This window comes from Mucilaginibacter metallidurans, from assembly GCF_003286435.2.
GTDB classification, from domain to species: domain Bacteria; phylum Bacteroidota; class Bacteroidia; order Sphingobacteriales; family Sphingobacteriaceae; genus Mucilaginibacter; species Mucilaginibacter gossypii.
Genome location: NZ_CP043449.1, coordinates 5,024,734 through 5,041,502, shown reverse-complemented (window position 1 = coordinate 5,041,502; position 16,769 = coordinate 5,024,734). Strand labels below are relative to the sequence as shown.

The following is a 16,769-nucleotide window of genomic DNA, read 5'->3' as shown; positions in this document are numbered from 1 at the left end:
GCTTCAATTTGAAAAAAATGAATAAAACTAACCGAAAACAGGACGCGCTGAATTACCACTCGCAAGGCCGTCCCGGAAAGATACAAGTTGTACCTACCAAACCAACAAATTCGCAGCGCGACTTAACCATGGCCTACTCGCCCGGTGTGGCTGAGCCATGTTTAAAGATTGCTGACAATACCGAAGATGTTTATAAATATACCGCCAAAGGCAATCTGGTAGCCGTGATCAGCAACGGTACTGCCGTACTTGGCCTGGGCAACATCGGCCCTGAGGCCAGCAAGCCTGTAATGGAGGGTAAGGGTCTCCTGTTCAAGATTTATGCTGATATTGATGTGTTTGATCTTGAATTGAACGCCAAAAGTGTAGATGACTTTGTAAACATTGTAAAAGCGCTTGAGCCCACTTTCGGCGGCGTAAATTTAGAAGACATCTCGGCGCCAACCTGCTTTGAAATTGAGCGCAGGCTGAAGGCCGAAATGAATATTCCCGTAATGCATGATGATCAGCATGGTACCGCCATTATATCTGGTGCAGCTTTAATGAATGCCTGCGAAATACAGGGGAAAAAGCTGGATAAGATAAAAATGGTAGTTAACGGTGCAGGTGCCGCCGCGGTATCGTGTTCAAAAATGTACCTGTCATTAGGGGTTAAAAAAGAGAACCTGGTGATGTTTGATATCAATGGTGTGCTAAACCAGGAACGCACCGATCTTGACGAGATCAGGATGGAGTTTGCTACTGACCGCAAAGATGTTAAAACACTGGCCGATGCTATGAAAAATGCCGACGTATTTGTCGGTCTTTCGGCAGGTAATGTGGTAACCCCCGACATGCTGAAAACCATGGCTAAAAAGCCCATTGTTTTTGCTATGGCCAACCCGGTGCCCGAAATTGATTATGACCTTGCAGCCGGCACACGCGATGATATTATTATGGCAACCGGCCGTTCCGATTTTCCTAACCAGGTAAATAACGTGCTGGGTTTCCCCTACATTTTCCGCGGAGCACTTGATGTAAGGGCTACTGCTATTAACGAGGAAATGAAGATTGCCGCTACGCATGCCATTGCCGAAATGGCTAAAAAGCCGGTCCCGGAAGCCGTTAACCTCGCTTATAACCTTACTAATCTGAAATTTGGCAAGGATTATATCATCCCGAAACCAATGGACCAAAGGTTGATCACCGAGGTATCCATGGCGGTGGCAAAAGCGGCCATAGCTTCAGGTGTAGCCCGTAAGGTGATCACCGATTGGGATGCATATGCAGAGGAGCTGAGGGTGCGCCTGGGTACTAATGATAAGCTGCTGCGGAACCTTACCGCTAAAGCAAAACAGAACCCTAAGCGCGTTGTATTTGCCGAGGCCGATAATTATAAGATCTTAAGATCGGCACAGATAGTGAAAGAAGAAGGTATTGCCACCCCTATTTTGCTGGGCAATATCGACAGGATCAAAAAGATCATCCATGATAATGACCTTGATTTGGGCGACGTTCATATCATCGATCCGCGGGAAGGATGTGAGCATATGGATGAGTATACCGAGTTTCTGTATAACAAACGCCAGCGCAGGGGGATTACCCTGTACGAGGCTAAAAAACAATTGGTAGACCGTAACTACTACGGCGCTTGTATGGTGCAGTTTGGCCGTGCTGATGCGCTGATCTCAGGTTTAACCAAAAACTACGTAACCACAGTAAAACCGGCCCTCCAAATTATCGGTACTGAGGAAGGTGTTAACCGTGTTGCGGGCATGTATATGATGATCACCGCTAAAGGCCCTGTGTTTTTTGGCGATACAACGGTGAACGTAAACCCATGTGTGAATGATTTGGTTGATATTACCGTGCTGATCGAACGCTCGGTAAAGCAATTTAATATCAGCCCGAGGATAGCTGTATTATCATACTCCAACTTTGGTTCGAACGAAGGGGAGATACCGGAAAAAACCAGGGAAACAGTAGCGATACTGCACGAAAAATACCCCGACATGGTTGTCGACGGTGATATGCAGGCCAACTTTGCGCTAAACGCAGATTTGCTTGATGATAACTTCCCGTTCTCAACACTCAATGGTAAACCGGCCAATACACTGATTTTCCCTAACCTGGAGTCGGGTAATATTGCCTATAAACTTTTGCAGGAAATAGGCGGCGCCGAAGCTGTCGGGCCGATATTGGTTGGCTTAAAGAAACCCGTGCATGTGCTGCAGTTGGGCAGTTCGGTACGTGAAATTGTAAATATGGTTACCATAGCTGTGGTTGATGCACAGGCAAAAGCAGCAGCCAATAGTTAATATATAAAGTAATAAATAATACACTTTTGATAAAGACGCTGGTATTTAAATGCTTAGCGTCTTTATTTTTTAAGGTGAGTATAACTCAGCTTTTTGTTTGTCATTATATGAACATAATGACGCCGGAATTTTATCTTTGGATAATCACTGTAAAGGCTGTTTGCCATTAACATCATTGTTTAATAAACTTAATAAAGTAATAATATATGTATGATTATATTAGTGGGAAACTAATGTTCAAAAGCCCGTCATATGTAGTGATAGACGCGGGAGGGGTAGGGTATCATATTAATATTTCGGTAAATACCTATTCGGGCATTAGTGACGACGAGAAATGTAAACTCTTTGCATGGTTACACGTAAAAGAGGACGCGCACACACTTTACGGCTTTGCTACAGATGGTGAACGCCGGTTGTTCTTACATTTGATCTCTATTTCGGGTATCGGGCCAAATACGGCAAGGATGATGTTATCGTCCATAAGCCCGGCCGAGATCCAGGCTGCTATTGTGAGCGGTAATGTTTCATTGATCCAGCGGATCAAAGGAATTGGGCCAAAATCGGCTCAGCGGATTATTTTGGAGCTGCAGGATAAGCTGCGTAAGGAAGGCCCCGATACCTTGACTGTTGTGCCGGTGAGCCAGACGGTTAAGGATGAAGCACTATCTGCATTAGTAATGCTGGGCTTTGCGCGTAACGTTGCCGAAAAGGTATTAGACCAGGAGATCAAGAAAAATAATGGTGAACTAACGGTTGAAGAACTAATTAAGTTCGCGTTAAAAACGCTATAATTACGGATAAATATCTACTAACTTTTGATCAAAGTATTTACTTATAAGACACTTATAAGTGTGTTGTTCATTGTGGTGTTCGGGGGGCTGGGTAATGTGTATGCACAACAAAAGCCCTCGCCTGCGGCTAAAAATGATACAACCAAATCAAATGCACCAATAAACCTGACCGCGCCACGAAGCCAGCGGATGAGGGAAGGTATTTTCAATACCGACCCGGCAGGCCTGGTACGTACCATTGAATATGATCCGGCCACAAACCGTTATGTTTTATACGAAAGGGTAGGTAATTTGCTTTACCGCCCGCCGCAGTATCTTACGTTTGAGCAATATTTAAAACTTAAAGAACGATCGGCCCAACGTGGCTATTTTCAGCAATTGGCAGATAATTATGCCTATGATTCGCAGCAGCCGGGGTTTATACCGCCTATAAAGGTCAGGAGCCGTACGTTTGAGCAGATCTTTGGCAGCTCGGTGATTGATATCCGTCCGCAAGGATCAGCAGAGATGATCATGGCCGGGCAGATAAATAAAAATCAGAACCCGCTTTTTAACACCCGCCAGCGCAGCCAGTTTAACTTTAATTTTGATCAGCGCATCCAACTCAACGTAACCGGTAATATAGGCGATAAGTTAAAGATCACCACCAATTACAACACCGACGCGCAGTTCCAGTTTGAAAACCAGATCAAGCTGGATTATACAGGCTCGCCCGACGAGATCATTCAGAAAATTGAAGCCGGTACGGTTAGTATGCCGCTTAATACCACGCTGATCACCGGTAGTCAGGCGCTTTTTGGTGTTAAAACCAAGTTGAAATTCGGACGGCTGGATGTTACCAGTATCTTTTCGCAGCAACGCTCACAGTCAAAAACGATAACTATTACCAATGGTTCGCAACAGGGTGAATTTAGGTTGACCCCTGCCGATTATGAGGCCAACAAGCACTTCTTCCTGTCGCAATATTTCAGGAATAATTATAACAGGGCGCTTGCCAATATCCCAATCATCAGCTCCAATGTAAACATTACTAAAATTGAGGTTTGGACAACCAACCGTACCAATGTAACTACCGATTCGCGCGATATATTGGCTTTCATGGACCTTGGTGAAAATAACCCATACAATAAAACCAGGATAGTAGGCGGCGGCAGCGCTCTGCCTGCGGGTTTTAAAGGGCCAGGTTTCGCCCAGCAATCAAACAACCTGTTATCTGTTTTGCCGCAAAATGCAAGGCTCACCAACTCCAATGATGTCGCCAGCTTTTTCCAGGGATCGGGCAATACGGATAACTATTCAAAACTAACTTACGCCCGCAAGCTTACTGATAAGGAATATACCCTGCACCCGCAGTTAGGTTACATCTCCCTAAATTATCCCTTAAATAACGACGAGGTGCTGGCGGTTGCTTACCAGTATACTGTTAACGGTGTACAATACCAGGTGGGTGAATTTAGCAGCGATGTTGCGGTTAATCCCAATACGCCTAATGTGCTTTTTGTGAAATTGCTGAAAGGCGAGTTATTGAAAACCAACCTGCCTACCTGGGATTTGATGATGAAAAACATTTACTCTCTCGGTGCTTTCCAGATAGCCCCTACCAATTTTAAGCTAACTGTAACCCGCCTCGATGATAAAACGGGGATCGAAAAAACGGTAATGGAAGAGGGGCAAAACCTAAAAGGCAAACTTTGGCTCCAGGTAGCAGGGCTTGATAACCTCAACCAGCAAAGCGATAAAAAACCGGATGGCTACTTTGACTTTTTAGAAGGAATCACCATCGATTCGCAAAACGGGCGGATTTCGTTCCCGGTGGTGGAGCCTTTTGGTTCGGACCTGGCATCCAAATTTACCCCGGGCGAGACTGACCTGGTTAAACGATACGTTTATCAACCATTGTATGACTCAACCAAAACTATCGCGCAGCAATATTTCCCGGCATTAAACAGGTATGTAATTAAGGGGACTTATACCTCAACAGGAGGTTCAGAGTACCAACTAAATGCAGTTAACATTCCGCAGGGATCGGTAAACGTAACCGCTGGTACGGTAAAATTGCAGGAGGGCAACGATTACACGGTTGACTACAATTCCGGGCGGATCAGGATCCTGAACCAGGCACTGTTATCTTCCGGTCAGCCTATTACTGTAAAGTTGGAGAATAATGAATTGTTTGGCGTGCAGCAAAAGTCATTGTACGGCACCAGGCTTGATTATCATGCCAGCGATAAACTTCAGTTAGGTGCTACTTTGATGCACCTTACCGAGCAGCCTATCACCCAAAATGAAATTGCCGGCGAAGAATCCATCTCCAATACCATTTGGGGTTTTGATGCCAATTACAGTTCAAATTCCAGGTTTTTAACCAGGTTGGTTGATAAGATCCCCGGCATCCATACCAAAGTGCCATCGTCCATTAATTTTTACGGCGAGTTTGCCAAACTGATGCCTGGCAGTCCCGGTGCATTGAATTTTGCAGGCTCCAAACACGGCACATCTTATCTTGACGATTTTGAAAACAGTCAATCGGTAATAGATATTAAAGGAGCTAACAGCTGGCAAATTTCAGGAACGCCGCAATTGTTTGGAGAATCGGCTTTGTTTGATAACCTGAGCTATGGCTATAACCGTGCCCGTCTGGCATTTTATAATATCGACCCGATATTTTATACCAATACAGGTTCCATCCCCATATCAAGAAGCGAGCTTTCCAATCATTATGTAAGGCAGGTGATTGAGCAGGAAGTTTTTCCTTACAAGCAGTCGGCTACCGGGCAACCGATTAGCCTGGCTACGCTCAACATGGCTTTTTATCCAAGTATCCGTGGGCCGTACAACTATGCTACCACCGGCATTAATCCCGATGGTACCTTGCAAAACCCTAAAACACGCTGGGGTGGTATGTTCAGGAAGCTGGAAACAAATGATTTTGAATCGTTGAACGTATCCTACATCGAATTTTGGATGCTCGATCCGTTCATATACAAACCAAACTCGGCTGGTGGCGACTTGTACTTTAACTTAGGCTCGATATCGGAAGATATTTTGAAAGATGGGCGTAAAAGCCTGGAAAATGGTTTGCCTGTTGACGGCGACCTGACCAAGGTGGATGAAACCAGCTGGGGGCGGGTGTCTAAACTACAGCCGGTTATTAATGCTTTTGATAACAACCCCGATGCCCGTAAACTGCAGGACGTTGGTTTGGACGGCATGAACGACCAGGATGAGCAAACCAAATTTGCCCCGGTTGTTCAGCAGATAAAAGGACAACTGAACGCGCAGGCCGCGACTACCATCGCTGCCGACCCTTCGTCAGATGATTATCAGTATTACCAGGGCGCGGCGCTCGACCAGGCCCGTGCCGGCATCCTCGACCGTTATAGCAAATACAACGGCACCGACGGTAACTCGAAAACGGCGCAGCAATCGCAGGCAGAGCTTGGCTTGCAAAACTCGGCTTCAACATCCCTGCCCGATGGCGAGGATATTAACCGAGACAACAACATGAGCCAGGAAGATTCATATTTTCAATATAAAGTATCCATGCGCCCGGCAGATATGGTTGTAGGGCAAAATTACATCAGCGATAAAGTTACCGCACAGGTAAAACTGCCCAACGGCACAACACAGGCAGTTAACTGGTACCAGTTCCGCATCCCAATCTCAGATTATCAATCAAAAGTGGGCAATATCCAGGATTTTAAGGCAATCCGTTTTATGCGGATGTTCATGACCAACTTTGCCGATACTGCAGTACTGCGTTTTGCGACCCTGGAACTGGTGCGCGGCGAGTGGCGTGCTTTCAATACCGAAAAAAATCCGCTGAATGTTATTGCCGATCCGGCTATCCAAAACCCGCCGATAGATAATTCGACCATCGACGTGCAAGCCGTAAATATTGAAGAGAACGGTAACCGCACGCCTATACCTTATGTGGTGCCGCCCGGTATTAACCGCCAGCGTAATTACAATAACCTGCAAACCAATACCAAGCTCAACGAGCAATCACTGTCCCTTAATATAAAAAGCCTGCGCGATGGATATTCAAGGGCCGCCTTCCGTACTTTTTATAATGACCTGCGCAAATACAAACGCATGCAGATGTTTATCCATGCCGAGGGTGATTATTTGAAGGATAATGACCTGAACGCGTTTATCCGCCTCGGGGTTGATTACCAGGATAACTATTATGAATACGAATTGCCTTTAAAAATAACCCAGCCGGGTACCAGCGATGCAGGAGCAATATGGCCGGATGTTAATGAAATGGACCTGGAGCTTGATTTGCTGATCCGGGCGAAGCTTGCACGTAATCACTCCAACGTGGCTTACAACCAGCTTTTTAAATACACCGAGGGTGATAAGGTAGTTTATATCAAGGGCCAGCCCGATTTAAGCAAGCTGCGTACCATTATGCTTGGCGTGCGCAATCCATATAAAGGCACAAATGTTTTGCCCGATGATGGGTTGGATAAATCAGGAACTGTTTGGTATGATGAGCTGCGCCTTACCGATTTTGATCAGCGCGGGGGATGGGCCGCTACCGCGAGGATTGATGCCAAGCTTGCCGACTTTGCCGATATTACCGTATCGGGCAGTAAAACAACTATTGGTTTCGGTACCCTTGATTCAAGGCTGAACGACCGGAGCCAGAGTGATGATCAAACCTATGACGTATCGGCCAATGTTGAGCTGGGCAAGTTTTTTCCGGATAAAAGCGGCATCCATATCCCGGCATACATCAATTTGTCATCACAAAGGAGCATGCCGCAATATCATCCCGGAGCGCCGGATGTTGAGCTGAAGGCATCGCTGGCGGCGGCAACGAGCACCAAAGAGCGCGACTCTATCAGGAACGCGGCTATTGATATTACCACCCGCAAAAGCATCAACTTTACCAACGTACATAAGGCACGTACAAACCAAAATGCTCTTAACCATATTTGGGATATTGAAAACTTTAATGCCACTTATGCCTACACCGAATACAATCACCATGATTTTGTGACGCAGAATGATGTGGAGAAAACCTATAATCTCACACTTGCTTATAACTATACCAATCAGCCCAAATACTACAGCCCATTTGCCAGGATCATCAAAAGCAATATGCTGGCCCTGTTCCGGGACCTTAACTTTAGTTTGCTGCCGTCGCGATTGAATTTTAGCATCAATTTTAACCGCTTTTATTCGGAGAATACGCTGCGCGATAATGATCCTAATAACTATATTCCTATCCCGACAACTACATTCAACAAGTATTTCAACATAACCCGTGTATACGGCATAGGCTGGAACCTGTCAAAATCATTACAAATGGATATTGACGCTACCAATCTTTCGGTTGTGGATGAACCCGCCGGCCGTATCAATGGTTTAAAGCGCGATACCCTTTGGGATAACCTGAAAAAGCTGGGCCGTACAACCAACTATAACCACACTATCAACTTTAATTATACGGTACCCATTAACAAAATTCCGGGATTGGATTGGATATCGGCAGTAGCTCGTTACAGTACACACTTTAACTGGCAAACACAGCCGCTGTTTGCTATCAATAGCACCGCTTATGATGTTGGTAACAGTATTCAAAACTCAAGGGCAATCCAGCTTAACCCAACCCTGAATATGGTTTCGCTGTATAACAAATTCCCTTTTATCCGTAAGGCCAATAATCCCAATAAAAAGAGCAACATCCTGATAGGCCTGCTAACCAGTGTTAAAAATCTGAGCGCAACCTATACCCGTACACAGGGAACGTTTTTACCGGGATACTTACCGCAGTCGGGCTTTTTTGGTGCAGATGGTAATGCCCCCGGGTTAGGCTTTTTATTAGGTAGCCAGGCAGATATCCGGGCCAGGGCTGTCGCTAATGGCTGGATCACCACCGATACTCTGCAAAATCAGTTGTATACCACATCGTTAAACGAGGATATGCACTTCAGGGGTATTATTGAACCATTTAAAGATCTGCGGATTGAGCTTAGTGCATTTAAAACCCAGGATCATAATTACCAGGCCAATTTTAAATACCTGGCATCAAGCAATAGTATCGAAACATTAAGCCCGGTTACATCGGGTAACTACAGTGTATCGTTCCTTACCATTGGTACCGCCTTTGAATCGGCAAAGGGAATTAACAATGTATCATCTACTTTCCAGAAATTTTTGGATGCCCGCGCCGTAATATCGCAAAGATTAGGGCATACCAATCCAAATTCGGCCGGGGTTGTTGATGGTTATGCCGATGGTTACGGGCCAAATTCGCAAAATGTGCTGGTGCCGGCGTTTCTGGCAGCATATGCAGGTAAAAATGCTTCGGGCAGTAACCTGTCGCAATTCCCAAAAATTCCTATTCCTAACTGGCAGGTAACGTACAATGGCTTAGGTAAGATCTCCTGGTTCCAGGATATTTTTGATTCGTTTGACCTGAGCCATGGTTACCGTTCATCATATAATGTAAGCGGCTTTACCTCGTTGCTGCAATACCGCGAGGCCAACGGCGCTGCCACTTCGCGCGATTTAAATAATGATTTCCTGCCGTTGTACCAGTTTTCGCAGGTCACCATTTTTGAGCAGTTTGTGCCTTTGCTGGGTGCAAGCGTACGCTTCAAAAACAGCATGACCGCCAATGCCGAATATCGCCAAAGCCGTTCGCTCAGCTTAAGTATGCTTAACAGCCAGTTGGCACAGCAAAATGAAAAGATCATTGTTTTTGGTTTTGGTTACCACACCAAAGATTTCCATTTTCCGTTTGGCTGGTTTGAGGGCATTCAGCATAAGGACGTGAACTTTAAGCTCGATTTTTCATTGCGCGATAATAAAACGCTCATTTACCGTGCCGACGTTGAATCGGCTGAGATCTCGTCGGGTGCACAAAATATTACCGTAAGGCCATCTGTTGATTACGTGATCAACCAGCGTTTTAACCTGAATTTATTTTATGATTCAAACCTTACCAAGCCCTATACTTCGCAAACGTTTAATACATCATTTACCAATTTTGGGATTAATTTGAAGTTGTTGCTGCAATAAGGCTGATTTGAAGATGGGTTAATTTAAAGATTTGAAAATGAAATAATAATCTACCCGCCATTGCTTGTGTTGTCATCAAAAACTTTTATGCGAAAAGCGAATAATGTCCGGAACTGAATATTGAGTGTTTACAAAAGCAAGGATATATTTGTTATATGGACGCATTAATTGTTTACCCTGAGAATAAGGAGCAGATGGAGGCTTTAAAGGCAATTATGAAGGCTATGAAAATATCTTTTGAACAAAAAAGTGAGGCCTATCCTGATTATGTGGTTAAAGGAGTTAAAGAGTCGTTAAAGCAAGCCGATGAAGGGGGGGCTAACTTCATATGCCGGATTTAGAGATGTGCTAATCAGAAGATGAGTTTAGAAATCCCCCGCCGTTGTTGATGTTATCACCATAGGTGTTCGGAAGAAATAAAAAAACCGGGGCATTGAGCGATTCCCTCCCCTGGGAGGGCGCAGGGAGGGGTTTCATCGCCTTACCTATTTTTTTGAAATAGCGGATAAACCCCTCCCTGCCACTACGCATTCCAACCACACCCCTCCCAAGGGAGGGAATTAAAAAATCTTCCGAACAGTTGTTGTGTTGTCACCAACTACTTTTAGCCCCCCTGATATTCAAGGCTTACAAGAGCCACGGGGCTGTTGGTGACAACACCAACAGCGGCGGAAGAAAACTCGAGGGGCTCCATTTTCAAATCTTCAAATTGAATAATTTTCAAATCAAAACTTCCCCTGGTCCATCAGCTTTTTTCGCTCTGCTTTTCTTTTTTGGCGTTGTGCCTTATTCTTTAACCGTTCTTCCTTGTTTTTGAGGTGCTCGTCGATGCGGTCTTTAGTGGCTTTTTGGCTTTCTTCATCAAGGCCGATGCATGGTTTGATTCCGGTAAGTAAGGTTTTCCAAACCGTTTTAAAAAAAGGCGAATCTTTAGGTCGCTTATATATTACTAATGACGAAGTGAGCTTTCCCTTATCATCAGGATTACTACGCCTGATCACAAAAAGGTTAGCAAATATCGACATGATTGATTTCCTTTTAAAGCGGTCGTTAGCAGTATCTGGTTTTAATAATACCACCTTTAAATCGTTATATAAAAAATCAACCTTGCCTTTAAATACCTTGCTGTTGGCCTGGATATCAAAGCTGAATTTTTTTACACTGCCCGATGTCATTTTTACCATAGCCAAAGGCATGGTAGCTGGATTTAGCCTTCCAAATTCCATTGGTCCTAATGTGCCCTTATAACTGAAGGCGGCATCTTCATCACTTAAATTGAATTTCAATTGCACATCGAGCCGGCCGCGGTTCATGAAATAGGTTGTCAGATCAACAAGGGTAATGTTGTTTTTGGCTATGGCCGATGGATTGTTGGTAATATTATAAATAGCCCCGCTGGTATTATTAAAGGTAACGGTGCCTGTTTTTTGAGATCTTTTATTGAACTCGTTATAAACCACATCAACGTGCCGGATTTTCATGGTGTCGATCCTTAAATCAAGGTTTAATTTCCTGATCATCATATTGGGGAACGTTTTAACCTTATCTGTTATAGGATCTGGTTTCTTCCCCGGGTTGGTGAAAGCTGTTATCTTGCCATTTATCATGGTTAGGCTTGAAGCAGAAACTGTGCGGTATTTGTGATAATTTAGGTAGTCAAAATTGTTTAGCTGCACAGAATCGGCCGTGAGGCCCAGGCGGTCTTTTTTACTTTTATCAAAAAAAACATTTGATTTGGCGGGTTGCATAACAAGCCCTTCGATATTTAGCCGTGATGTAAGGGTGGAGAGCTTAAGATGCCTGATCTTATAGGTGTACAGGCCGCTTGATGTTTCCCCGGTGTAATTGTTCAATTCGGTGATAATATCTTTGCAATACAGCAGGCGCGATTTATCATATTGTGTAGCCGAATCAATGAGCAGGTCGTTTGCACTTAAGTTTAGCTCTTTGAGTTTGGAAATGGCCACCTTGTTGCCCGAGTAATCTTCATAGTTCAGGTTAACATCATTAAGGAGGATGCTGCCGATATGGATCGATTTCAGGCTTTTGGAGATCCGCTGCCAGGCCGTGCGGCGATCTTTAACAACAGTATCCCTGGTATGGTTTAGCTGGTAGCTTACATTCAGGCGTGGCTCGTTCAGGATGATTTGGCCAATATTAAGCTTTTTTTGAAAATAGAGGCTAAATGGATGCACATGGTTAAGCACCAGTCGTTTTACCTTAAGTTCAACAAGTGTATTTGGCGCCAGGCGTAAACGCTTTTTTTGATTATAAACTGTTGTATCGGGCTTAAGGGTTATATTGTAAATAATGATTTTACCCTGCAAGATATGAAGTTCCGCATCCGAAAAATCGGCTTTATAAAGGCTGTCGCTGCTGCTTAATACCACATCCTTTACTTTGGCGGCCAAAATGGGCGACCAATACCTGTTTACTACTACAGCCAGCAGCAATATCACTATAACCGGTATCAGCACAAATTTGAACGTTTTTTTTTGCCACTGGTGCTTTAGAAAATTGAGTGCCATTTACCGGTGTTACTTTTACTTGTGTTTTAATGCTTAACAGCAAGGTAGCAACTTTTGTTATAGCGTAGCGGATGGATAAGTTATTTTTTGTTAAAACTCATACTTAATTCATCATTGTTAATGCGGGATTATATGCCGGCGTTTAACTCAAATAAAGGTTTTGTTTAACTGCAAAGCAACCCTCGGGAATTTCAGGGCGTTATGTTTATAAATATCCATAACTAACATCAAAAGACCCCCGATGAAAACAAAAATGTACTTAGCCCTGACAGGCTCAATCGCCCTAACTTTATTAGCGGCATCGTGCAAAAAAAATCACGACAACAATCCAACCACACCTAAAGCTGTTACGGGCGTACAGCTTACCTCAAACGCAACTTTTGGTAGTATCATAACGGATAATAACGGCCGTACGTTGTACCTGTTCTCTGATGATGCCGCAAACGTTTCAACTTGTACCGGTGGATGCGCTGTAGCCTGGCCTGCCTTTTATAAAGAAAACCCATCTATAGGTACCGGCCTGGCAGCTGCCGACTTCGGCGTTATCACCAATGCCGACGGCAACAAGCAAACTACTTATAAAGGCTGGCCTTTATATTACTATTCAAAAGACGTTGCTGCTACAGACGTTAACGGCGACGGTGTTGGCAAATCATGGTTTATAGCCAAGCCGGATTACACCGTTATGGTTTCCTACGCGCAACTGATAGGGCATGATGGTAACCAATACACAAGCAAAGGTATCGCCGGTACTGAAAATTCACAATATATCACAGATGCCAATGGCCGTACTTTGTACCTATTTACCAAGGATACGTTTAAGACAAATAAATTCAGCACCGGTGTGGTGGCGCATGACGCTAACTGGCCAATCGATGCGGTAACGGCGGTTCAAAGTGTTCCTTCTATTTTAAATAAAGCCGACTTTGATGTGATAACCGTATTCGGACAAACACAACTGGTGTACAAAGGGCATCCACTTTACTATTTTGGCCAGGACAATGGTGTTAAAGGTAGCACCAAGGGTGTAAGCTTCCCTACGCCCGGTGCAGCTATCTGGCAAATCAATAATACCACCACTTTAGCTTTAACGCAATAAGTAACGGCTTATTTGAATGGGATAAACGGGTAACGCGAAAGTGTTACCCGTTTTTTTTGAAATAAATGAGATTTTATTTAATACTGACAATATGTCATTTAGGTATTTAAATTTTGTTTATTTTTGCAAACTAATTTTTTATATAAATGATGGATTTGCTTATTCCGGATAAAACACATGATGAGAGCAGGCAGGGTGAGGCGTTAATGTTAAAAGCCGAAACAGCTAAAAACAATGGCCGCAAACTTTATATTGAAAGCTACGGCTGTGCCATGAATTTTTCTGACAGTGAGATAGTTGCATCGATATTGGCCGAAAGCGGTTTTGAAACCACTGCCGACTATAGCTTAGCCGATGTTATTTTCATCAATACCTGTTCTATCCGCGAAAATGCCGAACAACGCGTACGCAACCGTTTAAAAGAGTTTACCGTTGCCAAGGTAAAAAATCCGGGCCTGGTAGTAGGTGTATTGGGCTGTATGGCCGAACGCCTGAAATCAAAATTCCTGGAAGAAGAAAAATTAGTTGATGTTGTGGTTGGTCCGGATGCGTACCGCGATCTGCCGAACCTCATTAACCAGGTAGATGATGGTCAAAAGGCTGTTAATGTACTGCTCTCCCGTGAGGAAACTTATGCCGATATCAGCCCGGTACGCTTAAACAGCAATGGCATCAATGCATTTGTATCCATTATGCGCGGGTGCGACAACATGTGCTCGTTTTGCGTGGTACCTTTTACCCGTGGCCGCGAGCGCAGCCGCGACCCCTTATCGATAGTTGCCGAATGCCGCGACCTGTTTGACAGAGGCTATCGGGAAGTTACTTTATTAGGGCAGAATGTAGATTCATATAAGTGGACCTCACCCCAACCCTCTCCAAAGGAGAGGGCTTTAGAAGGGCAAATTGAAGCAGGCGTTGAAAATGACTCCAGCCTCCCCTTAGGGGAGGTTGGAGGGGTGAACTTCGCCAAACTGTTGGAAATGGTAGCACTGATCGATCCTGATCTGCGGGTTAGGTTTTCAACCTCGCATCCAAAGGATATCACCGATGAGGTGCTGCATGCCATCAATAAATACGATAACATCTGTAATTATATCCACCTGCCGGTACAATCGGGCAACAGCCGTATTCTTGACCTGATGAACCGCACTTATGACCGTGAATGGTACATCAACAGGATCGACGCTATCCGCCGCATCATCCCTGATTGCGCTATATCAACCGATGTGATCACCGGTTTTTGCAGCGAAACTGATGAGGAGCACAAGGATACCGTAAGCATGATGGATTACGTAAAGTATGATTTTGCCTACATGTTTAAGTACAGCGAAAGGCCGGGCACTTTAGCGGCAAAACGCTATGCCGATGACATCCCTGAAGATGTAAAACAGAAGCGCTTAACCGAAATAGTTGCCAAGCAGCAGGAGTATTCTTTTTACAGGATGCAGGCCCGCATAGGCAGGGTAGAACGTGTACTGATAGAAGGTTTCTCCAAAAAATCAGACAAAGACTATTGTGGCCGCAGCGATCAAAACGCGATGGTGATTTTCCCGGTTGGTGAAAATTACAAGCCGGGGCAATATGTAAACGTATTGATTGAACGCAGCACTACGGCCACGTTGATAGGTAAAGTTATCCCCCAAACCCCCTAAAGGGGAGTTACATCCTGATGGTTTGGGGTGTAACAAAAAATGTGGGGATTATGATAAACAAGAATTATAAACATTTACAATAACTCCCCCTTTAGGGGGCCGGGGGGTATGGAAGTACAGGAAATAAAACAACGCTTCGGGATCATTGGCAATTCGCCATTGCTTAACCGGGCTATAACTATAGCAAACCAGGTTGCACCTACTGATATCTCGGTATTGATTACCGGCGAGAGTGGTAGTGGTAAGGAGGTTTTTTCGCACATCATACACCAGATGAGCCCGCGCAAGCATGGGCCTTTTATTGCTGTTAACTGCGGCGCCATACCTGAAGGTACTATCGATTCGGAACTTTTTGGTCACGAAAAGGGAGCTTATACAGGCGCCGTTGGTGAACGTAAAGGTTATTTTGAAACCGTAAACGGTGGTACCATATTTTTAGACGAGATTGCTGAAATGCCCCTGGGTACCCAGGCCCGTTTGCTGAGGGTGCTCGAATCGGGACAATATATCAAAGTAGGTTCGTCGAAAGTAGAAAAAACTAACGTACGCGTTATCGCGGCTACCAATGTTGATGTGTATGACGCGGTGAAGAACGGCAAATTTCGTGAGGACCTTTACTATCGTTTAAACACGGTACCGCTGAAGATTCCGCCATTGCGCGATAGGAAGGAAGACGTGTTTCTGCTGTTCCGCAAGTTCACAGCTGATTTTACCGACAAATACCGTACGCCGCCCATCCAGCTTGATGAAGAAGCGCAGCAGGTATTAACCAACTATTCGTGGCCGGGTAATGTAAGGCAGTTAAAAAACATGGCCGAACAATTGGCTGTACTTGAGCGCGACAGGATTATTACCGCCCAAACCCTGCTTACCTATATCCCGCACGAGGCCGGCGCGCGTAACCTGCCAATGCGTTTGGACAATCAGCCTAAAGAGGATTTTTCTGAACGTGACATCCTCTATAAAGTATTGTTTGATATGAAGCGGGATATGGTAGAGTTGAAAAAACTGGTGGCCGATATTATTGAGCATGGCGGTGTTTCGCCACATTATGCCAATAATCCGCAAACCTTAAATCAGCTTTACCGCGATATTGAGCTGCATGGTAATAACGAACCACAATTTACTTTACAACAACCCGTTAATACCGTTACAAACAATAGCAGTAATAGCAACACTATCGACGGTTTTAATATAACACATGATGCCGAAGAAGTGGAGGAATCATTATCGCTGATTGAAAAAGAATCAGACCTGATCCGTAAGGCGTTGAAAAAACATAAGGGTAAACGCAAACTTGCCGCTAATGAACTGGGGATCTCTGAACGTACGTTATACAGGAAAATAAAAGAACTAAACTTATAAAA

At 44.5% G+C, this 16,769-nt stretch carries 8 protein-coding genes; 7 read left to right on the top strand and 1 reads right to left on the bottom strand.

What is annotated here, in order from left to right; translation table 11 throughout:
- The first annotated feature begins 17 nt into the window (after positions 1-17).
- The 4 genes from DIU38_RS21270 (at position 18) to DIU38_RS21255 (ending at position 10,464) form a co-directional block, all read left to right on the top strand.
- Entirely contained in the window at positions 18-2,297 is a 2,280-nt protein-coding gene (locus tag DIU38_RS21270; protein WP_112651454.1) for an NADP-dependent malic enzyme, read from the top strand.
- A 206-nt stretch (positions 2,298-2,503) separates the two neighbouring features.
- Positions 2,504-3,088 (top strand): Holliday junction branch migration protein RuvA, encoded by a 585-nt coding sequence (gene ruvA / locus DIU38_RS21265; RefSeq protein WP_112651452.1) that lies wholly within the window; start codon positions 2,504-2,506, stop codon positions 3,086-3,088.
- A gap of 24 nt (positions 3,089-3,112) precedes the next feature.
- A complete protein-coding gene (gene sov, locus DIU38_RS21260) occupies positions 3,113-10,123 on the top strand; it encodes a T9SS outer membrane translocon Sov/SprA (RefSeq protein WP_243770688.1) in 7,011 nt (2,336 codons plus the stop codon).
- A gap of 155 nt (positions 10,124-10,278) precedes the next feature.
- Complete coding sequence (locus tag DIU38_RS21255; RefSeq protein ID WP_112651450.1) at positions 10,279-10,464, top strand: DUF2683 family protein; 186 nt, start codon at positions 10,279-10,281, stop codon at positions 10,462-10,464.
- 384 nt (positions 10,465-10,848) lie between these two features.
- On the opposite strand, the gene DIU38_RS21250 is transcribed toward DIU38_RS21255, so the two are convergent.
- Positions 10,849-12,651, bottom strand: a complete 1,803-nt coding sequence (locus DIU38_RS21250) for a hypothetical protein (protein ID WP_112651446.1) — start codon at positions 12,649-12,651, stop codon at positions 10,849-10,851.
- Between the two features lie 241 nt (positions 12,652-12,892).
- Between DIU38_RS21250 and DIU38_RS21245 the strand changes: the two genes are divergently transcribed.
- From DIU38_RS21245 to DIU38_RS21235, 3 genes are all read left to right on the top strand, one after another.
- Positions 12,893-13,750, top strand: coding sequence for a hypothetical protein (locus DIU38_RS21245; protein WP_112651444.1), 858 nt, complete (start codon positions 12,893-12,895; stop codon positions 13,748-13,750).
- A 146-nt stretch (positions 13,751-13,896) separates the two neighbouring features.
- Positions 13,897-15,402: a MiaB/RimO family radical SAM methylthiotransferase gene (locus tag DIU38_RS21240; RefSeq protein ID WP_112651442.1), complete on the top strand. Its 1,506-nt coding sequence runs from the start codon at positions 13,897-13,899 to the stop codon at positions 15,400-15,402.
- Positions 15,403-15,510: 108 nt separating this feature from the next.
- Entirely contained in the window at positions 15,511-16,767 is a 1,257-nt protein-coding gene (locus DIU38_RS21235; RefSeq protein ID WP_112651440.1) for a sigma-54 interaction domain-containing protein, read from the top strand.
- Positions 16,768-16,769 lie beyond the last annotated feature (2 nt).